Here is a 24,978-nt window from a genome sequence, read left to right on the forward strand (position 1 = left end):
GGTGACAAGCAATGTAAAGACTGTCTTCGTTGAAACCTCAGACGCGACGCGCCAACTCGGCCGCCTTGCCGACATAGCTGCCCGGCGTCATGGCCAGCAGGCGGTCTTTGTCGGCTTGCGGGATCTCCAAAGCGTGAATCAAACCATGCAAGTCGGCCGCCGTGACGGCCCGGCCACGCGTGACTTCCTTGAGTTTTTCATAAGCGCCCTGCACGCCATAGCGGCGCATCACGGTCTGGATCGGCTCGGCCAGGACTTCCCAGGCGCCATTCAAGTCGTCGGCCAAGGCTTCTTCGTTCAATTCGAGCTTGTTCAAACCGGTCATCAAGGAGGCATAAGCCAAGGCGGTGTAGCCCAGGCCCACGCCCATGTTGCGCAGCACGGTCGAATCGGTCAAATCCCGCTGCCAGCGGCTGATCGGCAGCTTCTCGCTCAGGTGCTTGAGCACAGCGTTGGCCAGGCCCAGGTTGCCTTCGGCGTTTTCAAAGTCGATGGGGTTGACCTTGTGCGGCATGGTGCTGGAGCCGATCTCACCGGCTTTGAGGCGTTGCTTGAAGTAGCCCAAACTCACATAGCCCCAGATGTCACGCGACAGGTCAATCAGAATCGTGTTGGTGCGGGCTAGGGCGTCAAACAGCTCGGCCATGTAGTCATGCGGCTCGATCTGAATACTGAAGGCCTGGAAAGTCAAACCCAGACCCCATTGGCTGCTGTGTGTTTCGCTGATCTCCGGGGTTTCCACCACTTTGCGGGCAAAGGCTTCCCAGTCAAAGTCGGGCCAGGCCGACAAGTGGGCGTTGTAGTTACCGACCGCGCCATTCATCTTGCCCATCAATTGCACAGCGGCAATTTTTTCGCGGCAGCCCTTCAGGCGCACCACCACATTGGCCATTTCCTTGCCCACCGTGGTGGGGCTAGCGGTCTGGCCATGCGTGCGGCTGAGCATCGGCACGTCGGCAAAGGTGTGCGCCATGTCACGCAACTTGGCAATCAGGCCATCAAGCCCCGGCAGGATGACCTGGGCGCGTGCGCCCTTGAGTTGCAAGGCGTGGCTGGTGTTGTTGATGTCTTCGCTGGTGCAGGCAAAGTGCACGAATTCGGCCGCTTTTTCCAGCTCAGGGCGATCCTTGAACTTGGACTTGATCCAGTACTCAACAGCCTTGACATCGTGGTTGGTGACTTTTTCAAATGCCTTGATGGCCACGGCGTCGGCTTCTGAGAAGTTCTTCACCAACGCTGTCAAATAGGCGCGTGCGCCGGAGGTCAGGGGCTTGAATTCGGCAAAACCCGCATCGGACAAAGCGATGAACCAAGCAATTTCGACCTGAACACGGCGGTGCATGTAACCCTGCTCGCTCATGAGCGGGCGCAGAGCATTGAGTTTGCTGGCATAACGGCCATCCAGCGGCGACAGGGCAGAAATAGGGGTGAAATTCATACGTTGATTGTAATTCCCGCACCCTGTCACCTCGATTCGGCCCGTTGCACGCACCGAGCCTGTCCCCCGCAGGCGCACCAACTTGCGTAAAACTCCAAAGACATTCTTCTGTTTAATCTAGAATCCGATATCCATTTATTTGTTAATTCTTCTGATTTATGAAACTCATTGGCTCGGTCACCAGTCCTTATGTTCGCAAGGTGCGTGTTGTCATGGCCGAGAAAAAGCTGGACTACCAGTTCGTCACCGAAGACGTGTGGTCGGCCCAGACCCTGATACACGCCTCCAACCCCCTGGGCAAAGTGCCCTGTCTGGTGATGGAGGCCGGTGAAGCGGTGTTTGATTCGCGCGTGATCGTGGAGTACCTGGACACCTTGTCTCCCGTGGGCAAGCTCATTCCATCGGCCGGTCGTGAGCGCGCCGAAGTCAAGACTTGGGAAGCCTTGGCCGATGGCCTGCTGGACGCGGCCCTGCTGGCCCGCATGGAGGCCGTTTGGACCGGCCGCGAAGACAGCCACCGCAGCCAGGCGTGGATCGATCGCCAACTTGACAAGATTCAGCACGCTCTGCGTGCCATGAGCACCGGTTTGGGCGACAAAGCATTTTGTTCCGGTATCCACCTGAGTCTGTCCGATATTGCCGTGGTCTGTGCCGTGGCCTATCTGGATTTCCGCTTCCCTCAAATTGACTGGCGCACGCCATACCCCAATCTGCACAAGCTGCACGACAAGTTGGCGCAGCGGCCCAGCTTCATCGACACCTCGCCGACTTGATGAAGCTGGGGCCCAAAAGGTGGGCCATTCAGTAGTTCAACAAATTGCGCCGCACATGGACCAGGTGTTCCGTGGCCAAGGCCTTGGCCAGCACCGGGTCGCGGGCTTTGATGGCCTGCAGCAAAGCGCGGTGTTCTGACTGGTAAGTCAAACGCCGCTCAGGCGTGAGGCTGCGTTTTTTCAGCATGCCCCACTCCCCTTGGGCGCGGGCCTGGTTCATGAGCTTGAACAAACGGGCCACAAAGGTATTGTGTGCGGCACGGGCAATGATTTCGTGGAACATGCCATCCCAGACCTCGAACTCTTCGACACTGGTTGCCGCTTCGGCGCGTGTGCAGCAGTGGTCCATTTGCTCAAAATCAGCCAGGGTGGCGTTGCCGATCACCATCTCGATGATGGCGGGCTCCAGGGCCATGCGCGCCTCCATGAGTTCGGCCGGACTGGTGTGCCAGGCGGCATCGGGCGCATTAACCGGCGTGGTCTTTTTCGAACTGACACCGACCACCGCCTTGTCGGTGACATAGGTGCCACTGCCCACAGTCTGGGCGATCAGCCCTTGGGCCTTCATGTCGGCCAGCACTTTGCGCACCGTGCTGCGGCTGATCTGGTACTGCTCACCAAACTCGCGTTCGGTCGGCAAACGCTCACCGGCCTGCCACTGGCCGCTGTGCAACTGGTCGAGCAAGGTGGCGCGAAAGAGGTAAGAGGAGTCCACGGTGTGAGAAGTTGGCGAAAAACCAAATCATACCAATTTAACCTTCGCGTTGACAGCCTTTGGCAACACCCGCCTGACACCCTCGTGCTCAAGGCATAACTCCCACAAACGTCACAACGACGAGGCGAAAGCCCCAGTACCACACCGACATCACCCCGTAAAAACCCTCATGCACATTGTCCGGTACGGGTCTTGACCAGGCCGCCTCACTCCGTATGATGGTTTGCATTGGTTGCACTGCAACCTTTTTTATTGAACAAGCCCTAACGGGTCACCTGCCCCAGGAGAAGAATTTTGCGCATCGCCACATTTGCTCACCACGGAAAACGCCATGTCGGCCAGGTATCGGCCGACGGTCTGCAGGTCACGGCTTTTGCCCTGAGTGAATCACAAGCCCAACGCGGGGCACAGCCCCTCATTGAGGCCCTGGTTACCGGGCAGCCTTTGCCTGCCTTGGCGGGTGCGGCGCTGGCCGTGTCCTCGGTCAAACTTGAGTCGCCCCTGCCCATGCCCCGCCGCAACGTGTGGTGCGTAGGCCGCAACTACCATGCGCACGCCAAAGAGCTGCAAGCCTCGGTCTTCAAGGACAGCAACACCGACACCAAAGCCTGGCCCATCGTGTTCACCAAAGTGCCCGAGTGCGTGGTCGGCCCCACCGACGACGTGCAACTGCCCGGCGCCGAAGTCTCCGAGCAAATCGATTACGAGGCCGAGCTGGCGGTGATCATTGGTCAGGGCGGCAAAAACATCAGCCAAGCCGACGCCATGAAGCATGTGTTCGGCTACACCGTGGTCAACGACGTGACGGCACGCGACGTGCAGATGCGCCACCAACAATGGGACATGGGCAAGTCGTTCGACACCTTTTGCCCCATGGGCCCGTGGATCGTGACCGCCGACGAGATCGATGGCCGCAACACCCGGGTGCGCTGCTGGGTCAATGGCGAGTTGCGCCAGGACGGCCCGACTGAAAACATGATTTTCGACATCCCCACCCTGATCGAGACCATCTCACGCGGCATCACGCTCTACCCCGGCGACATCATCGCCACAGGCACACCTGCTGGCGTGGGCATGGGCATGAATCCGCCGCGCTACATCGCCAAAGGCGATGTGATCCGGGTTGAGATCGAGGGCGTGGGCCACATCGAAAACCGTTTCGTTTAAAACCATACCGCGCGGGCCGTTGCGCACCCAAGCCAACCGAGGAAACCAGACATGCAAAAACGACAACTCTTGGCCGCCACGCTGTGTGCAGCATGGGCCTGCACAGGCCTGAATGCCATGGCGCAGGCTTACCCGACTAAACCCATCACCATGGTGGTGCCGTTCCCACCCGGTGGCGTGGCCGACACGGTGGGGCGTCCCGTGGCCGAAGCCATGTCACGCCACCTCAAGCAAAGCATCGTGGTAGAAAACAAAGGGGGCGCAGGTGGCGGCATTGGCATGGCACAGGTTGCCAAATCCAAGGCGGACGGCTACACGGTGCTGATGTCCTTGTCCTCCTTGGTGGTCTTGCCAGAAGCCGACAAAATCCTCAAGCGTGCCCCTCTGTACGAAACGAACCAGCTCAAACCCGTGGCCCGCTTCACGGCCGACCCCACGGTGCTGGTGGTGCGTGCCGACAGCCCTTGGAAAACTTACGCCGACTTCATCGCTTATGCCAAGACCCACCCCGGTCGCATCAGCTTCGGTTCGTCTGGCAACTACGGCACCATGCATGTGCCCATGGAGCAGCTCAAGGCCGCCACCTCGACCTTCATGCTGCACGTGCCCTACACGGGTGCAGGTCCAGCTGTCTTGTCTTTGCTGGGCGGGCAAATTGAAGCGCTGTCCACGGGCCCTGCCAGTGTGAAACAGCACATCGCTTCGGGCCGCTTGCGCGCCCTGGCCCACTGGGGCGATGGACGCCTGGCCAGCATGCCCGAGGTCCCCAGCTTCAAAGAGTTGGGGGTGCCGATCCAATACTCGCAATGGGCGGGCATGTTTGTACCGGCAGACACCCCTGCCGCTGTGGTGGACGCTTTGCGACAAGCAGCCCGTTTTGCGGCACAAGATGCGCGCGCAGTGGCCGCACTGACTTCTGCTGGCACCTCGTTCATGTACCAAGATGCGCCCGAGTTCGAGCGCTTTGTGCAGGCCGATGGCAAAGAAATGAGCGCCTTGGTCAAGCGCATCGGCAAGGTCGATTGACCCCAGGTCCATGGCCCAAGCCTGACCCCACGCTTTCCCATTCAACCCATAGGAGACACCCCATGAGCTACTTGAGTAAGACCCTGAAATTCACCGCCTTGACTTTGGCAATGGCCAGCGGCTTGGCGCACGCGCAAAGCTACCCCAACCGTCCCGTGAAAATCGTGGTGCCTTTTGCCGCAGGCGGCCCCGCCGACAACTACGCCCGCTTCATGGCGCAACGCTTGGGCGATGAACTCAAGCAGACCTTTGTGATCGACAACAAACCGGGTGCAGGCTCCATCATCGGCACCGATCTGGTGGCCAAGTCAGCGGCCGATGGCTACACGCTGCTCATGATGTCGAACACGCACACCGTCAACGAGTCCTTGATCCCGACCAAGCCGTTTGCCTTGATGCGTGACTTTGTGGGCATCGCGCCGATCAATTATTCAGCGCTCTTGCTGGTGGCACACCCTTCTGTGCCTGTCAAAACAGTGGGTGAGCTGGTGGCCTTGGCCAAATCCAAACCCGGCAAGATCAATTACGCCTCATCGGGCAACGGCACGCCGTACCACATGGCGGGCGAGTTGTTCAAGTTCTTGGCGGGCATCGACATGACCCACGTGCCCTACAAAGGCAGCTCCGGTGCACGCACCGACATCGTGGGCGGACAGGTGGATGTGATGTTCGATGCCGAGACCACCATGGCGACTTTGTCACGCGAGGGCAAGGTCCGGGCGCTGGCCAGCACCGGCTTGACCCGCTCAAACAACCTGCCGGATTTGGCGACCGTCCACGAGTCCGGTGTGCCCCGGTTTGAAGCCAGCATCTGGCTGGGCCTGATGGCGCCCAAGGGCACCCCGGCCGATGTGGTGAGCAAACTCAACGCCGAAGTGCGCAAGATCGTGAACAACCCCGAAGTGAAAGCCGCCTGGGCCAAGCAAGGTGCGGTGCCCATGTCGATGAGCGTGCCCGAATTTGACCAGTACCTGAACGCCGACATCGCCAAGTGGGCCAACATCGTCAAAGTCTCGGGCGCCAAGCCGGACTGAAGCGTTACAACGGCCACTTTTGCCCCTTGATGGAAAGCACAACATGCATGTATTGAGTGGCGGCGCAGCCGCAGCCGTGGTCCAGGGCGTTCAGGCCCAGTTTGAACAAGCCACCGGCAGCCGCATCGACGGCACCTTCAGCGCGGTGGGCATGATGCGCGACAAACTGGTGGGCGGCGCACCTTGCGATGTCGTGATTCTGACGAAACCCCTGATCGAGCAGCTGATCGCTTCAGGCCACGTGGTTCCTGGCAGTGCGCGATCGCTGGGATTGGTCAAAACCGGTGTGGCCGTGCGCAGCGGCACACCACATCCGCCCGTGGGCACCCGCGCCGAATTGCATGCGGCCATGAGTACTGCTGAGGGCATTTACTTTCCAGACCCGGACAAAGCCACGGCCGGCATCCACTTCATGAACGTGCTCAAATCACTTGGGCTCGATGAAAGCTTGCGCAGCAAATTCCGCATCTTCCCGAACGGTGCCACGGCCATGGGCGCGATGGCGCTGAGCAACGAGAGCTCGCTGATCGGCTGCACACAAATCACCGAGATCAATTACACCCAAGGTGTGGACTTGGTCGCGGTACTGCCTGCTGAATTCGAGTTGAACACCAACTACACGCTGGGCATTTGCACCCACACGCAAAACCTGCAACAGGCTCAGCTCTTGGCCAACCTGTTGAGTGGTCCCGCCTCTGAGGCGGTGCGCAGGCAAGGTGGCTTTGAGTTTTGAGGTCGCCCAGTCGCCCCGCCTTTGAAAGGCTTCAGGTGTTGGCGCGCTTTTTCAGCCACCGCATCACACCGCCCAGCACCGGCAGTTTTTCGTACAGCTCTTCGGCCGCATCCCAGTAATCGCGGTGCATGGTCACCAAACCCTGATTGTTGAACACCACATGGCTGGCACCGCGCACGGCTTGCAAGGTGGTGGTGTCAAAGCGCTTGAACCGAAAACGAAATTCCCAGGTCAAAAAGGCCTGTGCGCCGTCCACCACCTGGCCGGTCACGACAAAGTGCGGCTGGTCCAGCGCCACGTACATGTGCTGAAAAATCTGTTCGATTTCGGGCAAACCCTGCACCTCGTTGAAGGGGTCTTTAAAGCGGGCTTGCGCGTCATAAATCGTGTGCAGCTGCGCCACGCTTTGTGGCGACAGGGTTTCAAAAAAAGTCGCCAGGTTTTCGGTGGCTTGTCGGCAGTTCATGTGTGGCTTTCCATGCGGGCTCAAAGCCCCGTGAACTTGCGCACCAACGGAAAATACAGGCGGTAGGGCAGCAAGCGCAGCAATTTCAGCCAAAGGGTGAAGCGTTTGGGGAAATGGATGTCGAACTGGCCTTGTGCCCAACCCTTGAGCATTTGGCGCGCAGCCTCTTCGGGGCTGATCAGAGCGGGCATGGTGAACTGGTTTTGCGCCGTGAGCGGCGTAGCGACAAACCCGGGGTTGACCACGCTCACGCCAATGCCTTGGTCTTGCAAGTCCATGTACAGCGTCTCGGCCAAGTGGGTGAGGGCGGCCTTGGTCGGGCCATAGGCCAAGCCATTGGGCAGGCCGCGCCAACCCGCCACGCTGCTGAGCAGACTGATGTGCCCACTGCGCTGGGCGATCATGCCCGGCAGCACCGCGTGGATCACCTGCAAAGCACCTTGGTAATTGACCTTGTCGTGCTGCAACAAGTCGTCGATGTCCATGGCCGTGGCGCGTTGGGCGCGGTAGGTGCCGGCCGCGTAGACCACCATGTCGAGCGGGCCTTCGGCCAACAGGGCGCGGGCCGTGACCTTCACTTGGAACGCATCGCTCACGTCCAGTGCACGCCACTGCACACCCGCATCTTTCGCGGCCCAGTCTTGCACGCCTTGTGGGTTGCGGGCCGACACCACCACCTGGGCCCCTGCCGCGCGCAGCGCTTGGGCGCAGGCCAGGCCAATGCCGGTGGATGCGCCCACCAGCCAGACCCGGCGGCCCTGCCAATGGGTGAGGGGCGTGTTGAGCTGCAGCCAGCTTCTGACTTGCACCTGCGGGGCGGGTGCTGCAGTTTGTGGGCCTGCTTTGGGCATGGCCATGTCGGGGGCTTCAGTGGGCATGGCGGCCACGCCAGAGGAATGGGAGTTCATGAGCATCAACCCGACTTAGCCGCCAAAGGCGTGCGGCGCGTGAAAGACAAAGTGACTTCGCCCAGCTTCACACCCCATTTGCTCATGGTGGCTTTGTTGAGCATGACGCGGTCGTCCATCAGGTACATCCAGTCGTCAAAATCGACGTTCCAGACCCGGCCATCGACCGGCAGAGCCAAGGTGTAGCCCCAGCGGAATGCGTTGCCACTGACCTGACCAGAGGCTTCACCCACCACGTCGTCGGCGCGACCCGTGTAGCTGCCGTTGGGTCCGGCCTTGAGCTTCCAGATGCGGCGCTGTTGGGTGCCGTCCGAGTACACAAAGGCTTCGTCCAGAACGCCCTCGTCGCCGTTCCAGCTGCAGTCCATCACCACGGTGAAGCGTTTGACCACCTGACCGCTGCGGTCGGTGAACACGCCCCACGCGTCGATGGTGCCGGTGAAGTAGGTGCGCAAATCCAGCAGCGGTTTTTCTTGCGCGTAGTTTTGCACTTGCGGCCCGGCGCAGCTGGCCACAAAGGGCGTGGCCGCCACTATGGACAATGCACCCAAGCGGGTCAGGACCGTGCGGCGGTGGATCATGGCATTTGGATGGCGCATGGAAAACTCCCGTTGTCTACGTTCAAAGCGGCTCATGCCGAAGGGTGGGCCAGGTCAGGACCCGACATCAAATCGGGGCGACGCATCAGGCCCTCGTACAAAGCCAGTCCGGCCAGAAGCTTGAGCACGCAAGGCAGCAGGCCGTAAGCCAAGCCCAGCGCCAACACGGCATCGGCACCCTGCTGCCCCGGGGCATAACCCCACAAGCCGAGCAATGGCAAAGACAGCCCGGCGGCCAGAGCCAGATTGAGTTTGGTGGCCAAATTCCACCAGCCCATGAACGCGCCGTCTGTGCGGCCGCGCTCACCGCAGCGGTCGATCAGTTGGTTGAGCAGTGCACCGGGCACGGTGAGGTCAGCGCCCAACGCCATGCCCGACAAGGCACACACCACCAAAAAGCCGGTGGTGTCGCCTGCGCCCAATGTGATGACACTCACAAAAGCCAACACCGACAAAGTCATGCCCATGGCCCAGGTCCGCAGCAGGCCAATGCGGTCGATCACCTTGAGCCACAGCGGAAACGACAGCGCCCCGGCGGCGAAATACAAACCCAGAAACAGCGGCTCCATGGCTTTAGGCGCTTGCAACAGGTCTTGCACAAAAAACAGCACCAACGTGGCGGGCACGGCGCTGGCCAGGCCATTGAGCATGAACACCATCAACAGCCGGCGAAAGCCCGCGTGCTGCCACGGCTGCCAAAGGCTGCCGACCGCAAGCCCGGGCACCAGCGCGGTGGTCGATGCCAAGGCGCTGCGCGCAACCCGCCGCCAAGAGAACAAGCCCAGCGCCAGCATGAGCACCAGCAAGGCCGTGGTCGGCCCCCAGCCCCACAGCGCGGGCAGGGCGGACGCCAGCAACACCCCGATCAATGCAAACCCTTCGCGCCAAGCCACCCAGCGGCTTTGCGCCATGCCCCCGCCGCCTTGCCGCGCCGCCCAAGCTTGGTGCAAGATGCCCAACCCACTGTAGGCCAAGTGGCTGAGCGTGAGCGCTGCGCCCACCCACACCAGCAAACCCGTGGGCGACAGGGCCGCCGCAGGCGGAAAAAACAAAGCCGCAAAACCCAGCGCCACGGCCAGCGCCATCAACACCGCCGCCAGCCACACGGCCTGCCACGAGTGGCGGTACAACTTGTCGCCCCAACGCCCAAGCCACGGATCCACCACCGCGTCGATGCTGCGGCTGAGCAACAGCACCGCACCCAGTGCCGCCAGGGGCACACCGTACTGCTGGGCGTACACATTGGGCAAATGAACATACACCGGCAAAGCCACAAACGCCAAAGGCAAGCCCAACAAGCCATAGGCGGCCGAGGTCTTGCGCTGCAAAACGCTGGGGCTCACCGCGGCCAAGTCATTCATGGTTGCAGGCCTTGCAACAGTTGCGCACGCATCTTGGGCTCAGAGGTCCGTTCGTCAAGCCAGATGCCAAAAAACAAGCGTGCGAAATTCACGTCTTTGACCACGCCCACGCGCTGGCCATTGACCCAAAATTCGGCCCCCTCACCGGGCAGGTTGATGCCAGTGATGCGCTCACCCGCGCTGACGTTGGGAAACATCTCGCGCATGGCTGACAGCCAGCTTTGCGCTTGCGCATCGGTGAAGCTGCCCAGGCGCCGCATCTCGTCAATCGACCGGCTGGCAATGGCAGCGCCTTCCAGTTTGCGCAGGTATTGCAGCTCCAGGGCAAAGGCTTGTTGCATGGCCTGACTGTGCCGAAAACCCCGGGGCGTCCACAACCTGGCGTCATACACCTCAAATCCCCAAACCCGCAGGCGCACCGGCGCGGTAGGCACCACGCCGCCCAGGCCCGCCACTTCGGGGCGGCTGTAGGCCGCGTTGGGGCTGGTCACGCTGGTGGTTTGCGCTTGTGCTGCGCCCAACAAGCCGCCCCACAAGACCAGAAAAAAGCCGTGTCGCCAGCCGTTCAGCAGCAACCAGGACTTGGCGCGGGTTGTCAGTGAGGTGTGCATGGGCATTAGCCGGGTTTGGCCAAGGTGAACTGGATCACATCGATGCTGGCTTCGTCGAAAGCCGCTTCGCAGTACGCCAGATAGAAGGACCACAGGCGGATGAAGCGGTCGTCAAATTCGAGCGCTCGCACGCTGGCCAGCTGCGACATGAAGCTCTCGCGCCAGCGGCGCAACGTCTCGGCGTAATCGGGGCCGAAGTTCAGCTCATCGACCACCTGCAAGCCAGCGGCTTGCGCTTGTTTGCGGAACTCGCCGGGACTGGGCAAACAACCGCCCGGAAAGATGTACTGCTGAATGAAATCGGTCGATTGCAAGTAACGCTCAAAAAACCGGTCGTCGATCGTGATGCTTTGGACGCAGGCACGCCCACCAGGCTTGAGCATGCGGTGGATAGTCTGAAAGTAAGTGGGCCAATACGCCTGACCCACCGCCTCAATCATCTCGATCGAACACACCGCGTCGTAAGGCCCATCTTGGATGTCACGGTAGTCTTGCAGGCGCAAATCCGCTTTTGGCTGCACGCCAAGCGATTGCATGCGGGCGTTGGCAAAAGCCAGCTGCTCGGTGGACAAGGTCACGCCGGTGATGTGGGCCCCAAACTCGGTGGTGGCCGCTTCGGCCAAAGCGCCCCATCCGCAGCCGATCTCCAGCACCCGGTCGCCGGGTTGGGCATTGACCATGCGCAGGGCGCGGCGCACCTTGGCTTTTTGGGCCTCGGCCATGTCTTTAGTGCGGTCACCGTCAAACCAGGCCGATGAGTAGTTCATCGTGCCGTCCAGCCACAGCTCATAAAAAGCATTGCCCAGGTCGTAATGGGCATGGATGTTTTTGCGGCTGTTGCTGCGGTTGTTGCGGTTGAGCAGGTGCTTGATGCGGTAGAACAAACGCCCCAGCCAGTGGCCGAAAATGGCACTTTCAATGTGGTCACGGTTGGCAATGGTCAGGCGCAGCAAAGCGGCCAGGTCGGGTGTGGTCCAGTCGCCCGCCATATAGCCCTCGGCAAAACCAATGTCACCCGATTTCAGCACCTCGGCGCACATGTCCCAGCGGTGAATGTGCAAAGCGGCAAACGGGGCCTCGTGCGTGCCAAAAACCTGGTTGTTGCCATCGGGCGCGTGCACCGTGAGCGTGCCGATTTTCAGGCGCGTCAACAGGCTGAGCAGACGTGCAGCGGCTTTGGGCAGGCTGGCGTGCGAAATGCTGGTGGTGCGGTGGCCCAAGGCTTGGGCGTTGTCGGCGGTCTTCATGGAGGGCGGCATCCGGTGGGGTCCAGTGTTCATCGGGTCACAAAATCGCGGGGTGGCTCGGGCTTGCGCCAAAACGGTACTTTTTTCGACCACAGCAAGAGCGCATGCCAGTGGATGCGGGCCACCACACCCAGTGTGAGCAGCGGATAGCGCCACATCACGCGGTGCAAAGCGGCGGCGGTTGCGGGCTCGAGCACGCCGCTCCAGCTGGTGTCGATCAAGGGGCCATCGGCGTCGCCATGGTCCACACGTGCCACGATGCGGTCTTGACCGTTGTGCTGCGTGCGCATGAAGCGAAAGCGGTACTCGCCTTGCACATCGCAAAAGGGCGAGACATGGAACACCTTGTGGGCCAAAATCGTTTGGCCGTAGTGCGGCTCGGGCAACAGGTAACAATGCCGCTCTCCAAAGGTGTTGTTCACTTCGGCCACGATGGCAGCCAGGCTGCCATCGGCGCGGTGTGCGTACCAAAAGCTCACGGGCTTGAAGGCATGACCCAACACCCGCGGAAAGGCCTGTAACCATACCTCGCCTGTGGCGTCCTCGACGCCTTCTTTGTCCAGCAAGGCATCGAGCCAAGCCAAGGACCCGCCGGTCTCGGCGGGACGGCCATCGCCGTGGTCGGTATCGTGAAAGGCAAACCAGGCGCGTCGGTTGATGGCCAGATCGGTGCGGCACACACCCGCTTGCAAGCTGCGCATGGGCAGCATCAAAAAAGCGGTCGGGTAGACGAACGCGTGGTGGGCCGGGCGGTGACGCGTGTGGCGCACTTGGCCCAAGCCAATGAGTGCGGTGACTGAGGTCATGCGGCCAGTTTTTCCTGAAGGCCGCCTTGCTCGTGGATTTGCTTGAGCAGAGCGCGGCCCACTTGCAGGCCCGACTTGAGGCCGTCTTCGTGAAAGCCGTAACCCGTCCAGGCCCCGGCATACCAGGTGTGGTGCTGGCCTTGCAGCCAAGGCACGCGTTTTTGCGCGTCAATCGCTTTGAGGTCAAACACCGGGTGCGCGTAGTCGTATTCGCCCACGATGGTGGCCGGGTCGATGGGCTGCAATGGGTTGAGCGACACCACCACGGGCTGGGCAAAAGGGATGATTTGCAACAGGTTGATCAGGTAATGCAGGCACACGCGCGAGGACTCGCGCTCGGTGCTGGCTGCGCGCTCGTAATTCCAGGCGGCCCAGGCCTTGGGATTGGCCGGCAAAACGCTGGCATCGGTGTGCAGAACAGCCCGGTTGTCTTGGTAACGGATGTCGCCCAACACCTTGCGCTCCTCACTTGAGGGCTCGCGCAGCAGGCCCAGCGCCTGGTCGGTGTGGGTGGCGATCACCACTTCGTCAAAGCGTTCGGCATGACCGTCGGTGATGATACGCACGCCTTGCGCGTCGCGCTCGATCAGGCGCACCGGGGTGCTGAGGCGCTTGTCGTGTACACCCGCCAGAATTTTCTCAACGTAGTGGCGTGCACCCCCCACCACGCTGAACCATTGCGGGCGGTTGGTCACCTGGATCAGGCCGTGGTTGTGGCAAAACCGGATCATGGTGGCCACCGGAAATTGCAGCATCTGGTCGGTCGGGCAACTCCAGATGCAGCCCAGCATGGGCAGGAAATACCAATCGCGAAAAGACGCGCTGAACTTGTGCGTGCGAAAAAATTCGACCAGCGGCTGCTGCAGGTCTTGTTCGCGCTGGGCATTGGCGATGCGTGTGCACAGCGCATTGAAGCGCATCACATCGGCCAACATGCGCCAAAACCGCGGGTTGACCAAGTTGCTGCGCTGGGCGAAGACGCTGTTCAGGTCGGTGCCGCTCCACTCCAGCGTCTTGCCATTCACCGCTCCCGGCACCTTGACCGAAAAAGACATGTTGGACGGCGCGGTTTCAACCTGCAGCTCGGCAAACAGGTTGATCAGGTTGGGGTAGGTGCGTTCGTTGAACACCAGAAAACCCGTGTCCACGCCATGCGTGATCGGGCCCTTGGGTGTGGGCAGGGTGATGTCCACCGTGTGGGTGTGGCCGCCAAAGTAGTCGCCCGCCTCGAACACGGTGATGTCAGCATGGTCTTTCAGGGTGTGGGCCACGGCCAGACCGGAAATGCCAGACCCCACGATGGCCAGTTTCATGCGTCGGCTCATGGTTTGGCTTTCAGCGCTGTGTCGATGGCGGACAACAGCGTTTTGCTTTCCGGCCCCGTCATGCTGCTGTACTGGTCAATGACCTTGCCGTCACGGCCAATCAGGTATTTGTGGAAGTTCCAACGGGGCTTTTGGCCGGTTTGGGCGGTGAGCTGCTTGAATAATGGGGCTGCACCATCGCCGGTGACCTGGGTTTTGGTGAACATAGGAAACTTCACGCCAAAGGAGCTCTCGCAAAAGTCGGCAATGTCTTTGTTGCTGCCTTTTTCCTGAGCAAAGTCGTTCGAAGGAAAGCCCAGCACCACCAAGCCACGGTCTTTGTATTGGGTGTTCAACGCTTCCAGGCCTTTGTATTGCGAGGTGAAACCACAAAAACTGGCGGTGTTGACCACCAGCACCACCTTGCCCGCGTACTGACAGAGTGACTGCGGCTTTTCGTCTTGCAGGCGGTCAAAGCTGTGGTTCAGAACGGCAGGGCAGGTGGGCGCCTGAACAGCCGTTTGCGGGCTGGCTTGCGCCGTTTCCAGCACCAAACCCAGCATGGCGGCCAAGGCGATGAGCACCAGATTAATGCCCCATTGTTTTACCGAAGAGTGGTTCATCTGCACTTGAAAACCTATTTTATGACTGGTCAGTTTAAACTTGTTTGATTATATTGTCACGCCAGCCCTTTTTCATTGGAGACGCACATGCCCAAACCCTCGGGTTTTAAAGGGAACAAACAGGATTTGCCGCAAAAACCTTGTGCCGTTTGTGGCCGGGCCATGAGCTGGCGCAAAAGCTGGGCCAAAAATTGGGACAGTGTGCTGTACTGCAGCGACCGTTGCAGGGCAGGCAAGTCTAAGACCCCCGGTACATGACCCCCCATCCTGAACACCCCTCCCACTAAAGACAAAGCATGACACGTCACCTGATATTGGTTTTGGGCGACCAGCTGGGCTGGGACAACCCAGCCTTGGCCGATTTTGACCCGGCGCAAGACCGGCTCTTGATGATCGAGGCCGACAGCGAAGCGGGCGAAGTCTGGAACCACAAAGCCCGGATCGCGATTTTCTTGTCGGGCATGCGGCACTTTGCCAACGAAGCGCACCGCCGCCGTTGGCCTTGTACTTATATGAAGGTGAACGACGCCGAACTGCCCCCCGACTTTGCAGGCCGCTTGGCCCAAGCGCTGCAAGACCAACGCCCCAAAGCCCTGGTGGTGATGGAAACCGGGGCTTGGCGCATGGAAAGGCTCATCGAAGACGCGGCCAAGCAAGCCCAAGTCCTGCTGCGCTGGGTGGATGACACGCACTTTTTGTGCAGCCGCGCCGGATTTGCCAAATGGGCAGGCGACAAAAAAGAGCTGCGCATGGAGTTCTTTTACCGCGAGATGCGCAAACGCCACGGCATCTTGATGGCCGGCAAAGAGCCCATAGGCGGCCAATGGAATTTTGATGCCGAGAACCGCAAAGGCTTTGGGGCCAAAGGCCCGGGCACCGTGCCGCCGCCTGCCCGCTTTGCGCCGGACCGCGTCACGCAAGACGTGATCACGCTGGTGCGCGCGCGCTATGCCAACCACCCAGGAAGCCTGGATGACTTTGCCTGGCCCATGACCCGAGAAGACGCCTTGCTGGCACTGCAACATTTCATCGAGCAGCGCCTGGAAAACTTTGGCGCTTGGCAAGACGCCATGTGGACCACGCTGCCTTTTGGTTGGCACGCGCTGGTGGGCAGCAGCTTGAACCTGCACCTGCTCAACCCCCGTGAAGTCATCACAGCGGCAGAAGAGGCTTACCACGCACGCGGCTTGCCTCTGGCCAGCGTGGAAGGCTTCATTCGCCAAGTGCTGGGTTGGCGCGAGTTCATTCGCGGGGTGTATTGGCTGGACATGCCGCACATGGCCGAGGCCAACCATTATGGCCACACGCGCGACTTGCCCGCTTGGTACTGGACAGGCCAAACGCACATGGCCTGCATGCAAGCCACCATTGGCCAAAGCCTGCAACACGGCTACGCCCACCACATCCAGCGCCTCATGGTCACCGGGCAGTTTGCCGTGCTGGCGGGGCTGTCGCCGCAACAGGTCAGTGCCTGGTACCGCGCCATGTACGTCGACGCCGTGGAATGGGTGGAAACGCCCAACACTCTAGGGATGGCCCTGCACGCCAACGGCGGGCGCTTCACCAGCAAACCCTATGTGGCGAGCGGCCAGTACATCAGCCGCATGAGCAACTACTGCAAAGGCTGCCGCTACCAACCCGAAGTGCGCACCGGCCCCAACGCTTGCCCCATGACCACGCTGTATTGGGACTTTTTGATCCGCCACGAGCCAGACTTTGCCGGTAACCCACGCACGGCGCTGATGGTCAAGCATGTGGGCCGCATGAGTGAAGAAGACAAAGCGCAGATCGGGGCGCAGGCGGATGCAACGCGTGCGGGGTTGGACGGGGTGTAAAAGCCCGGACGCCGCCGTCTTCGGGCGCATGGCCTTCGCAAGGCCAAAACGCAGGTCGATGATCCCCGTGCGTTTCTGGTGACAATACAAACTTCTTTGTGTGCGTCAGCTGAAATCAAAACATGGCCCGTCTGTTGAAAAAAATTGGTTTTCATGCCAACGGCAAGCCCCGTACCTGGTTGAAATCGCTGGTCTTTGACGCCCAACTGGCACCGCGCTCCCTGTTCAAACCATGGATATGGCCGCATGCAGGAGACATTCACCCGGCTTTTCGTGCATGGCTTCTTCAGGCCCTGCAAAACCCAGCGCCCTCACCCACAAACGATTGGCCTTTGCGTCGCCAACGCATCCTTGATCAAAAAAGCTTGGGCTCTGCACGCACGCTGGTCATCGTGTGCACACGCGCCACCACTTTTGTGGCGCACGCCTTGCAGACCCATGCGCACGCTATGGGTTTTGCGGTGCGCACCGAATACGACATGCCCGATGATTTTCCTGAAGATGTGTACTTGGTCATTTGCCCACAAATGTTTTCGCATTTGCCCCCGCGCGAAAAACGCATCGTTTTTCAAATGGAGCAGTCCGTCCATCCCCGGTGGTTCACCCCCGACTATTTGAAAATCCTTTACAACTCGGTGGCGGTTTTTGATTACTCGGCGCAAAACATCCAGTTTTTGATTCAGCAAGGCCTCCCCGCCGACATGCTTTTTCATGTCCCCTTGTCGCCAGTGCCCCACTACCCTGGCGCCGAATTTTCAAGCGGTGTCACCGACTCAGGCAGCGCGCGCACATGCGATGTGCTGTTTTATGGCGACTTGAAAAACAAAAGAAGACAGGCTTTTCTCAAGGTGCTGAGCGAGCACTTTGACGTGCGGGCAGAACGCAGCTTGTATGGCAAAGACCTGTGGCGTGCCATGGCGCATGCCAAGGTGGTGGTCAACATCCACTATTACGACAACGCCTTGCTCGAAAGTACGCGCATTTGTGAATGCCTGTCTTTGGGCGCGCGTGTCGTTTCTGAAGCCGCCACCGATCAAGGCCAACACGCCGATTGGGAAGATCTGGTGGTGTTCACCCCGATCGACGATGTCCAAGCCATGGTGCAAGCCATCCACCGCTGCTTGCAACAAACGCCCCTGACATCGCCCTCTTTGTCAGACCGTGCCTTCCGCTTGGGCCCCGCCTTTGAAAATGCATTTCGGACTTTGAATCTGCCGGTTCACCGATGAGGCATGACTGTGGGTCAACCTGGGCTTCACGCGTCACGGCCACCCTGGATGACCCCACATTCACCTCCCCCTGCAACCGTCATTTGCGCCGACTGATCTGCTGGAGCACATGCTGCTTGAAGGCCAGCGCAAGCGGTGACAGCTTTTTGCCTGCGGGGTAAACGATGTGCCAGGCCGAGGGCAGGGGAAAGCCCTGCACGTCGATCACACTCACGCCGTTTTCTTTTTGATGGCCATGCAGGGCATGGCGCGAGACGACGCCAACACCCAGCCCACCGGCCACCGATTCCTTGATGGCCTCGTTGCTGCCCAGTTCCAAGCGCACGTCGGGGAGGAACTTCATCTGCCGGAAAAACTGGTCACCCGCCATGCGTGTGCCTGAGCCTTTTTCTCGGAAGATGAAGCGGCGCTGCACCAACTCTTGCAAAGGCACAGCGCTGCGTTTGGCCAAGGGGTCGGATGTGGGCGCGATCACCACGATCGGGTTGGGCATGAAGGCCTCGTCGCCCAAATCCATGTCCTTGGGCGGCATGGACATGATGTACAAGTCGTCCAGGTTGCCCTGCAAGCGTTGCACCACACCATCGCGGTTCAATATTTCCAGTGACACATCAATGGCGGGATGGCGCTTGCAAAAGCTGCCGATCAGGTGCGGCATGAAGTACTTGGCCGTGCTGACCACCGCCACCCGCAACTTGCCGCGCGACAAACCCTTGGCCGCGTCCACGTTTTGTTCAAAAGCATCCCAGGTGTGTGCCACGGCGCGTGCGGTTTGTGCCAACTCTTGGCCCATCTCGGTCAAGTAAAGTTTTTTGCCCACCAACTCATACAGCGGCAGGCCCACGGCCACAGCCATGTCCTTGAGTTGCATGGAGGCGGTGGGCTGGGTGACATGCATCATCTTGGCTGCGGCGCTGACGCTGCCGGTTTCGGCCAAAGCCAGAAAAAGGCGCAATTGTCGGAAGCTGACATTCATAGACTTTTATCTATAGTCAATGGGTAAAGAATCGATTTTACAAGCATCCCGTCTGTTTCTATGATCGGCGCAAGGAATACATGCATGCAAAATTTGATCGACCCCGCCATCCTCTTTTTCATCTTCGGCGTGCTGGCGGGCACCGTCAAATCCAACCTTGAAATCCCCCCCGCCATTTCCCGCTTTTTGTCGCTCTACCTGTTGATGGCTCTGGGCCTCAAAGGGGGCTTTGCGCTGTCGCAATCGGGCCTGACGGCCAGCGTGGGCATCAGCTTGGCCGCTGCTGTGGCGCTGGCCATCGTCATCCCGCTCATCGGTTACGCCGTGCTGCGGCGCTTTGTCTCCGGCTTTGACGCGGCCGCTGTGGCGGCCACTTACGGCTCGGTGAGCGCGGTGACCTTTGTCACGGCGGTGCAGACGCTGGAAAACCAAGGCGTGCCTTATGGCGGGCACATGGCCGCGGCCATGGCCTTGATGGAGTCGCCCGCCATCATCCTGGCGGTGGTGGTGGCCAATTCACTGCGGCAAAAAAAGGCCCCAGGGGGCATGACACCAGCGGGGGGCGGGGCTGCGCCGGGTGGGTCTGCCGCGCCCCATGGTGCCTCGGTGGGCAAGATCCTGCACGAGTCCTTCACCGATGGCGCGCAGTTGCTGCTGTTGGGGGCCATGGTGATCGGCCTGATCACCGGCGAAGCGGGCCAAGAGGCGATGGCCCCCTTCTCGGTGGACCTCTTCAAGGGCATGTTGGCCTTCTTCCTGCTCGACATGGGCTTGATGGCCGCGCGCAACCTGCCGCAGGTCAAAGGCCAGTCGCCCGTGCTGATCGCCTATGCCGTGCTCGGCCCCATCGTGCACGCGGCACTGGCCCTGGGTCTGGCGGTCGTCTTGAAACTGAGCGCAGGCGATGGCGCCTTGCTCATGGTGTTGGCCGCCAGCGCCTCTTACATTGCCGTGCCCGCCGTGCTGCGCAGCGCCTTGCCCGAAGCCAAGCCTGCGCTGTATTTCGGTCTGAGCCTGGGGCTGACCTTTCCGCTGAACATCGTGCTGGGCATCCCGGTCTATTTGGCGACAGCACAAGCGGTTTTGATGTGAGGACAGCACAACATGTTTTTTGACTGCGCGCCCAGCTGCATCAAATCGAACGCATCAACCCACCATCAATGCGCAGGCTCTGGCCCGTGATGTAGGCCGCAGCATCCGAGGCCAAAAAGGCGATGGTCGCGGCCACTTCTTCACTGGTGCCGTAACGCTGCATGGGCACACTTTGGCGGCGCTGCTCTTGGGCGGGCAGGCTGTCGATCCAGCCGGGCAGCACATTGTTCATGCGCACCTGGTGCGCCGCATGCTCGTCGGCAAAGAGTTTGGTGAAAGCGGCCAACCCCGCGCGGGCCACAGCCGAAGTCGGGAACATCGCACTGGGCTCGACCACCCAGGCGGTGGAGATGTTGACGATGGACCCCGATTTTTGCTGGACCATGATGGGCGCCACCAGACGCACGGCGCGCACCACGTTCAGAAAATACATGTCGAGCCCCAAGTGCCATTGCGCATCGGTGAGCTCCAACACAGGGCCTTTGGGGCCGTGGCCTGCGCTGTTGACCAGCACGTCGATGCGGCCCCAGCGCGCCATGGTTTGATCGACCAGCTTTTGCAGGTCTTCGCTCGACTGGTTCGAGCCGGTCAGCCCCAAGCCGCCCAATTCACGGCCCAGCGCCTCGCCCTTGCCGGACGAAGACATGACCGCCACCTGAAAGCCATCTTGCGCCAGCTTGCGGGCCGCCGCAGCGCCCATGCCACTGCCACCACCCACCACCATCGCCACTTTGTTGCTCATGCTTTGCTCCTTGCTTGTGTCAGTTTCCTCAACATCTTGCCAGACCACTGGCCCACATCATCGAGGTAAGTGAACACCACGGGAATCACCAACAAGCTAAGCAGGGTGCTGGTGAGCAGGCCGCCGATCACAGCAACGGCCATGGGCGAGCGGAAACTCGAATCGGCCGCGCCCCAGCCCACGGCAATCGGCAACATGCCCGCGCCCATGGCAATGGTGGTCATGACAATCGGCCGGGCACGTTTGTGGCACGCGTCCAGCATCGCATCCCAGCGGCTCATGCCGGGCACAGCAGGATGATCGCCCTCGGCGGGTTTGCCGCGTCGCGCTTCGATGGCGTATTCCACCAGCAAGATCGAGTTTTTGGTGGCGATGCCCATGAGCATGATCAGGCCAATGAGCGAGGGCATGGAAAAGCTTTTGTCAGCGATCAGCAAACCCACAAACGCGCCGCCCAAGGACAGCGGCAGCGCCGCCAAAATCGTGACGGGGTGCAAGAAGCCCTTGAACAGCAGCACCAGCACGATGTAGATGCACAGCACGCCAATCGTCATGGCCAAGCCAAAGCTGGCAAAGAGTTCGCCCATGACTTCGGCATCACCCACCTCGACGATCTTCACGCCCGGTGGCAGGCTTTGCAGCGCGGGCAGTTGTTGCACCGCTTGCGTCACGTCGCCCAGCGGCATGCCCGACAGCTCGATCTCGAAGTTGATGTTGCGCTGGCGGTCATAGCGGTCGATCACGGCCGGACCGCCCGCCACCTCGATGCTGGCCACTTGGCCCAGCATGACGGGGCCCCGGCTGCCGGGCACCATCAGGCGCTCCAGCGTGGCCAGGTCATGCCGCGACTCGTCACCCAGTTTGACGACGATGGGCACTTGGCGTTCCGACAAATTGAGCTTGGGCAACGCCTGGCCGTAGTCGCCCAACGTGGCCACACGCAAGGTGTCGCTGATGGCGGCGCTGGTCACGCCCAAATCGGCGGCTTTGGCAAAGTCGGGGCGCACCGCGATCTCGGGGCGCACCAGGCTGGCGGTGGACGCAATCGACCCCAGGCCTTGTATGGTGCGCAGGTCGCGCTCCACCGCCATGGCCGCGGTTTGCAGGGCCTGCGGGTCTTCGCCGGTGAGCACCAGCACGTATTTCTCGCCCGACCCGCCCAAGCCCACCTTGGTGCGCACACCGGGCAGTTGCTGCAACGCGGTGCGGATGTCGTTTTCAATGGTTTGCTTGCGCGGTCGTGTGCCGCGCTCACTCAGCTGGATGGTGAGTGTGGCCTTGCGCACTTCGGCCGCGCCGCTGCCGGCAAACGGGTCAGAGCCCGCACTGCCGCCGCCAATCGTCGTGTAGACGCTTTTCACATCATTCACCGTCATCAAGAGCGTGCGGGCGTTTTCGGCACTGGCCTGGGTTTGGGCCAGTGTGGAGCCGGGGGGGAGCTCCACATAGACCTGGGTTTGCGAGTTGTCGTCGGGCGGAATGAAGCCCTTGGGCAGCAGCGGCACCAGCATGATGGAGCCGATGAAAAACAGCGTGGCCAAGACCATGGTGACCAGGCGGTGCCGCATGCACCAAGTGGCCCAGACCATGTAGCGCTTGAGCCAGCCGGGTTCGTGCGCGGCGGTGACGATGGGTTTGAGGATGTACGCCGCCATCATGGGCGTGAGCACCCGTGCCACCACCAGCGAGGCGAACACCGCCAGCGACGCCGTCCAGCCGAACTGCTTAAAGAACTTGCCCGGAATGCCGCTCATGAATGCCGTGGGCAAGAACACCGCGATCAAGGTGAAGGTGGTGGCGATCACAGCCAGGCCAATTTCGTCAGCCGCTTCCATGGCCGCCTGGTAGGGCGATTTGCCCATGCGCAAATGGCGCACGATGTTTTCCACCTCGACAATCGCGTCGTCCACCAGCACGCCAATCACCAAAGACAGCGCCAACAAGGTCACCACGTTGATGGAAAAGCCCAGATACGCCATGCCGATGAAGGCCGGAATGACCGACAGCGGCAACGCCACCGCCGAGACAAAGGTGGCCCGCCAGTCGCGCAAGAACAACCACACCACCAGCACCGCCAAAATTGCGCCCTCGTACAGCAGCACAAGAGAACCCTCGTATTCCTCTTCTACCGGCGTCACAAAGTCAAAGGCTTCGGTGATCTCGATGTCGGGGTTTTGCAGTCGGTAGTCGGCCAGGGCCTGACGCACCAAACGGCCCACGGCCACTTCACTCTCGCCTTTGCTGCGCACCACCTCAAAACCCACCACGAGCTTGCCGTTCAGGCTGGCGGCCGATCGGGCATCGGCCAAGGTATCGCTCACCGTGGCCACTTGGTCCAAACGCACGCGTCCACCACGCGATGTGGCCAGCTCGATTTGACCCACCTCTTGCGCCGTCTTAACTGTGGCCAGCGTGCGCACGGGCTGCTCGCCCGCGCCCAACTCCATGCGCCCCCCCGAGCCTTCTTGCTGCACCTGCTTGAGCTGGCGCGACACCTCAGCCGCCGTGATGCCCAGCGACTGCAGGCGGTTCACATCGAGTGCCACGCGCACCTCGCGTGTCACACCGCCCACGCGGTTGACCGCACCCACGCCTCGCAGCGACAAGAGCTTGCGGGTAATCTCTTTGTCGACCAGCCATGACAAAGCCTCATCGTCCATGCGCGGCGAGCGCACGGTGTAGGCCAACACGGGCGCGCCCGCCAGGTTGAGCTTTTGCACCACCGGGTCGCGCAGGTCACCGGGCAAGTCGGCCCGCACGCCCTGGATGGCCGAGCGCACATCGTCCACCGCCTCCTGGCTGGGCTTTTCCATGCGGAACTCGGCCGTGATCGACACCACGCCGTCTTGCACCTTGGTGGTGATGTGCTTCAGGCCCTGCAGCGGGGCCAGCGCGTTTTCGAGTTTGCGGGCCACATCGGTTTCGAGCTGAGAGGGCGCCACACCGGGCAAGCTGGCGGTGACGCTGATGGTGGGCACGTCCAGATCCGGAAAGTTTTGCACCTTCATCGATCCGAAGGCGATGAAGCCGGCCACCGTCAGCAACACAAACAGCATGACGGCCGGAATCGGGTTGCGGATTGACCAGGAAGAGACGTTGATCATGGCGTCTCTTTATTGGGTAGCGGGGGCAGCGGGAGCGGCTTGAGCGGCTGGCGCATCCACCACACGCACCGTGTCGCCGTGGTTCAAAAATGCACCGCCACTGGCCACCACGCGGGCATCGGCTTTCAGGCCGCTGGTGACCTCGACACGGTCGCCACTTTGGCGTCCAGTTTGCACTTTGAGCTGGCTGACTTTTTGGTCGGCCCCCACGGTGTAAACGTAGCTGAAACCATCGCGCACCACCACGGCGCTTTGCGGCACGGTGAGCGCCTGACTTTGGCCCAGCGCGATCTCGCCTTGGGCGTACATGCCCGCACGGGCGCTGCCGGTGGCGGCGGGCAAGTCCACATAAACAATGGCGTTGCGGGTTTGCGCATCGACCGAGGGTGCGAGCATGCGCACCTTGCCTTGCAGCAGCTGGCCGCTGGCGGCTTTGATCTGCACCGCCGCGCCCACTTGGATGCGGCCAATCTCGGCAGCGGTCACTTCAGCGCGCCACTCGATGCGGCCCTGGCGGATCAATCGGAACAACTCGGTGCCCGCGCCCACCACGCTGCCCACTGTGGCTTGGCGCGCCGAGATCACGCCCGCATCGGGCGCACGCACCTGGGTTTGCGACAAGCGCACGGTTTGCAGCTGCACCATGGCACGTGCCGACTGCACACGCGCTTGTGCCGAGGCGTCGGCGGCCAAGGTCTGGCTCAACTGCGCGTTGCTGAAAAAGCCCTGCTGCTGCAAGCTGCGGGCGCGCTCGGATTGGGCTTTGGTCTCTTGCGCACTGGCTGTGGCTTCGGTGAGGGCCGCTTCGGCCTGCGCCAACTCGGCGCGCAGGGTATCGGACTGCAAACTGGCCAACACGTCACCGCGCTGCACCCGGTCGCCCACGTTCACACGCACCTCGGTGATCTTCAGGCCATTGGCTTCGGCACCGATGATGGCTTCTTGCCAAGCGGCCAAGTTGCCGTTGGCGTTGATTTTTTGAGCCAGACTTGTCATTTGGGGCGTGGTGACCGTCACCGTCAGCGAGGGTTTGCTGGCACCGGGTAATTTGGCAGGCTCAGCCGCGCAGACCATGCCCACCAATGCGCCCCACAACCCAAGGACAGCCCACATTCCAACACCGTTTTTTCTCATGACTTTTCTCTTTGCGATGCGCCATGCCAGCGCTTTTGAAGTTTAGCGCTTGGCA

At 61.0% G+C, this 24,978-nt stretch carries 24 protein-coding genes; 9 read left to right on the forward strand and 15 right to left on the reverse strand.

The genetic code is table 11. The annotated features are described in order from the left end of the window. Nucleotides 1-37: 37 nt before the first annotated feature. On the reverse strand, nt 38-1,438 hold the full coding sequence (gene purB / locus Q0O99_RS00405) for an adenylosuccinate lyase (protein WP_293747394.1): 1,401 nt from the start codon (nt 1,436-1,438) through the stop codon (nt 38-40). A gap of 158 nt (nt 1,439-1,596) precedes the next feature. Here purB and Q0O99_RS00410 point away from each other — a divergent pair, with 158 nt between their 5' ends. Next, nucleotides 1,597-2,211, forward strand: coding sequence for a glutathione S-transferase N-terminal domain-containing protein (locus tag Q0O99_RS00410; RefSeq protein WP_293747396.1), 615 nt, complete (start codon nt 1,597-1,599; stop codon nt 2,209-2,211). 28 nt (nt 2,212-2,239) lie between these two features. Here the strand turns inward: Q0O99_RS00410 and Q0O99_RS00415 are convergent, their stop codons facing one another. Then, nucleotides 2,240-2,926, reverse strand: coding sequence for a FadR/GntR family transcriptional regulator (locus Q0O99_RS00415; protein WP_293747398.1), 687 nt, complete (start codon nt 2,924-2,926; stop codon nt 2,240-2,242). Between the two features lie 294 nt (nt 2,927-3,220). Here Q0O99_RS00415 and Q0O99_RS00420 point away from each other — a divergent pair, with 294 nt between their 5' ends. The 4 genes from Q0O99_RS00420 to Q0O99_RS00435 all read left to right on the forward strand — a co-directional run bounded on the left by Q0O99_RS00420 (nt 3,221) and on the right by Q0O99_RS00435 (nt 6,886). Beyond that, nucleotides 3,221-4,093 (forward strand): fumarylacetoacetate hydrolase family protein, encoded by an 873-nt coding sequence (locus tag Q0O99_RS00420; protein ID WP_293747400.1) that lies wholly within the window; start codon nt 3,221-3,223, stop codon nt 4,091-4,093. Between the two features lie 51 nt (nt 4,094-4,144). Further along, entirely contained in the window at nt 4,145-5,119 is a 975-nt protein-coding gene (locus tag Q0O99_RS00425; protein ID WP_293747402.1) for a tripartite tricarboxylate transporter substrate binding protein, read from the forward strand. Nucleotides 5,120-5,181: 62 nt separating this feature from the next. After that, nucleotides 5,182-6,153: a tripartite tricarboxylate transporter substrate binding protein gene (locus Q0O99_RS00430; RefSeq protein ID WP_293747404.1), complete on the forward strand. Its 972-nt coding sequence runs from the start codon at nt 5,182-5,184 to the stop codon at nt 6,151-6,153. A 43-nt stretch (nt 6,154-6,196) separates the two neighbouring features. Then, nucleotides 6,197-6,886 carry a substrate-binding domain-containing protein gene (locus Q0O99_RS00435; RefSeq protein ID WP_293747406.1) on the forward strand — a complete coding sequence of 230 codons (690 nt, stop codon included), beginning with the start codon at nt 6,197-6,199 and terminating at the stop codon, nt 6,884-6,886. A gap of 31 nt (nt 6,887-6,917) precedes the next feature. Here Q0O99_RS00435 and Q0O99_RS00440 read toward each other — a convergent pair whose 3' ends face one another. From Q0O99_RS00440 to Q0O99_RS00480, 9 genes are all read right to left on the reverse strand, one after another. Continuing rightward, on the reverse strand, nt 6,918-7,352 hold the full coding sequence (locus Q0O99_RS00440) for a nuclear transport factor 2 family protein (protein WP_293747408.1): 435 nt from the start codon (nt 7,350-7,352) through the stop codon (nt 6,918-6,920). A gap of 20 nt (nt 7,353-7,372) precedes the next feature. After that, nucleotides 7,373-8,143: an SDR family oxidoreductase gene (locus Q0O99_RS00445; RefSeq protein ID WP_293747690.1), complete on the reverse strand. Its 771-nt coding sequence runs from the start codon at nt 8,141-8,143 to the stop codon at nt 7,373-7,375. 122 nt (nt 8,144-8,265) lie between these two features. Continuing rightward, entirely contained in the window at nt 8,266-8,859 is a 594-nt protein-coding gene (locus Q0O99_RS00450; protein ID WP_293747410.1) for a DUF3833 domain-containing protein, read from the reverse strand. A gap of 32 nt (nt 8,860-8,891) precedes the next feature. Then, nucleotides 8,892-10,220, reverse strand: coding sequence for an MFS transporter (locus tag Q0O99_RS00455; protein ID WP_293747412.1), 1,329 nt, complete (start codon nt 10,218-10,220; stop codon nt 8,892-8,894). After that, nucleotides 10,217-10,831 (reverse strand): chalcone isomerase family protein, encoded by a 615-nt coding sequence (locus Q0O99_RS00460; RefSeq protein WP_293747414.1) that lies wholly within the window; start codon nt 10,829-10,831, stop codon nt 10,217-10,219. Before Q0O99_RS00460 ends, Q0O99_RS00455 begins: the two co-directional genes overlap by 4 nt. Before the next feature lie 5 nt (nt 10,832-10,836). Continuing rightward, on the reverse strand, nt 10,837-12,111 hold the full coding sequence (locus tag Q0O99_RS00465) for a cyclopropane-fatty-acyl-phospholipid synthase family protein (protein ID WP_293747416.1): 1,275 nt from the start codon (nt 12,109-12,111) through the stop codon (nt 10,837-10,839). After that, nucleotides 12,108-12,884, reverse strand: coding sequence for a DUF1365 domain-containing protein (locus Q0O99_RS00470; protein ID WP_293747418.1), 777 nt, complete (start codon nt 12,882-12,884; stop codon nt 12,108-12,110). Before Q0O99_RS00470 ends, Q0O99_RS00465 begins: the two co-directional genes overlap by 4 nt. Next, a complete protein-coding gene (locus Q0O99_RS00475) occupies nt 12,881-14,197 on the reverse strand; it encodes an FAD-dependent oxidoreductase (protein WP_293747691.1) in 1,317 nt (438 codons plus the stop codon). The genes Q0O99_RS00470 and Q0O99_RS00475 overlap by 4 nt, the downstream gene beginning before the upstream one ends. 8 nt (nt 14,198-14,205) lie before the next feature. Then, nucleotides 14,206-14,811 carry a glutathione peroxidase gene (locus Q0O99_RS00480; protein WP_293747420.1) on the reverse strand — a complete coding sequence of 202 codons (606 nt, stop codon included), beginning with the start codon at nt 14,809-14,811 and terminating at the stop codon, nt 14,206-14,208. Nucleotides 14,812-14,898: 87 nt separating this feature from the next. On the opposite strand from Q0O99_RS00480, the gene Q0O99_RS00485 reads away from it, so the two are divergent. The 3 genes from Q0O99_RS00485 to Q0O99_RS00495 all read left to right on the forward strand — a co-directional run bounded on the left by Q0O99_RS00485 (nt 14,899) and on the right by Q0O99_RS00495 (nt 17,875). Next, nucleotides 14,899-15,069 carry a DUF2256 domain-containing protein gene (locus Q0O99_RS00485; protein ID WP_293747422.1) on the forward strand — a complete coding sequence of 57 codons (171 nt, stop codon included), beginning with the start codon at nt 14,899-14,901 and terminating at the stop codon, nt 15,067-15,069. 38 nt (nt 15,070-15,107) lie between these two features. Next, nucleotides 15,108-16,646 (forward strand): cryptochrome/photolyase family protein, encoded by a 1,539-nt coding sequence (locus tag Q0O99_RS00490; RefSeq protein WP_293747424.1) that lies wholly within the window; start codon nt 15,108-15,110, stop codon nt 16,644-16,646. Between the two features lie 122 nt (nt 16,647-16,768). Then, nucleotides 16,769-17,875: a hypothetical protein gene (locus Q0O99_RS00495; RefSeq protein WP_293747426.1), complete on the forward strand. Its 1,107-nt coding sequence runs from the start codon at nt 16,769-16,771 to the stop codon at nt 17,873-17,875. A 79-nt stretch (nt 17,876-17,954) separates the two neighbouring features. Here the strand turns inward: Q0O99_RS00495 and Q0O99_RS00500 are convergent, their stop codons facing one another. Next, entirely contained in the window at nt 17,955-18,851 is an 897-nt protein-coding gene (locus tag Q0O99_RS00500; RefSeq protein ID WP_293747427.1) for a LysR family transcriptional regulator, read from the reverse strand. A gap of 84 nt (nt 18,852-18,935) precedes the next feature. On the opposite strand from Q0O99_RS00500, the gene Q0O99_RS00505 reads away from it, so the two are divergent. Continuing rightward, nucleotides 18,936-19,943 carry a sodium-dependent bicarbonate transport family permease gene (locus Q0O99_RS00505; RefSeq protein WP_293747429.1) on the forward strand — a complete coding sequence of 336 codons (1,008 nt, stop codon included), beginning with the start codon at nt 18,936-18,938 and terminating at the stop codon, nt 19,941-19,943. A gap of 40 nt (nt 19,944-19,983) precedes the next feature. On the opposite strand, the gene Q0O99_RS00510 is transcribed toward Q0O99_RS00505, so the two are convergent. From Q0O99_RS00510 to Q0O99_RS00520, 3 genes are read right to left on the reverse strand one after another with little or no spacing between them, the layout of a single operon-like run. Beyond that, on the reverse strand, nt 19,984-20,685 hold the full coding sequence (locus tag Q0O99_RS00510; protein ID WP_293747431.1) for an SDR family oxidoreductase: 702 nt from the start codon (nt 20,683-20,685) through the stop codon (nt 19,984-19,986). Then, nucleotides 20,682-23,789: an efflux RND transporter permease subunit gene (locus Q0O99_RS00515; protein ID WP_293747433.1), complete on the reverse strand. Its 3,108-nt coding sequence runs from the start codon at nt 23,787-23,789 to the stop codon at nt 20,682-20,684. The genes Q0O99_RS00510 and Q0O99_RS00515 overlap by 4 nt, the downstream gene beginning before the upstream one ends. A gap of 9 nt (nt 23,790-23,798) precedes the next feature. Continuing rightward, the gene (locus tag Q0O99_RS00520) at nt 23,799-24,923 is read right to left on the reverse strand and encodes an efflux RND transporter periplasmic adaptor subunit (RefSeq protein ID WP_293747435.1); all 1,125 of its coding nucleotides are present in this window, start codon (nt 24,921-24,923) and stop codon (nt 23,799-23,801) included. Between the last annotated feature and the right edge of the window lie 55 nt (nt 24,924-24,978).

Origin of the sequence: Limnohabitans sp. Rim8, assembly GCF_945901735.1 — a bacterium.
Lineage (GTDB): Bacteria > Pseudomonadota > Gammaproteobacteria > Burkholderiales > Burkholderiaceae_C > Limnohabitans_A.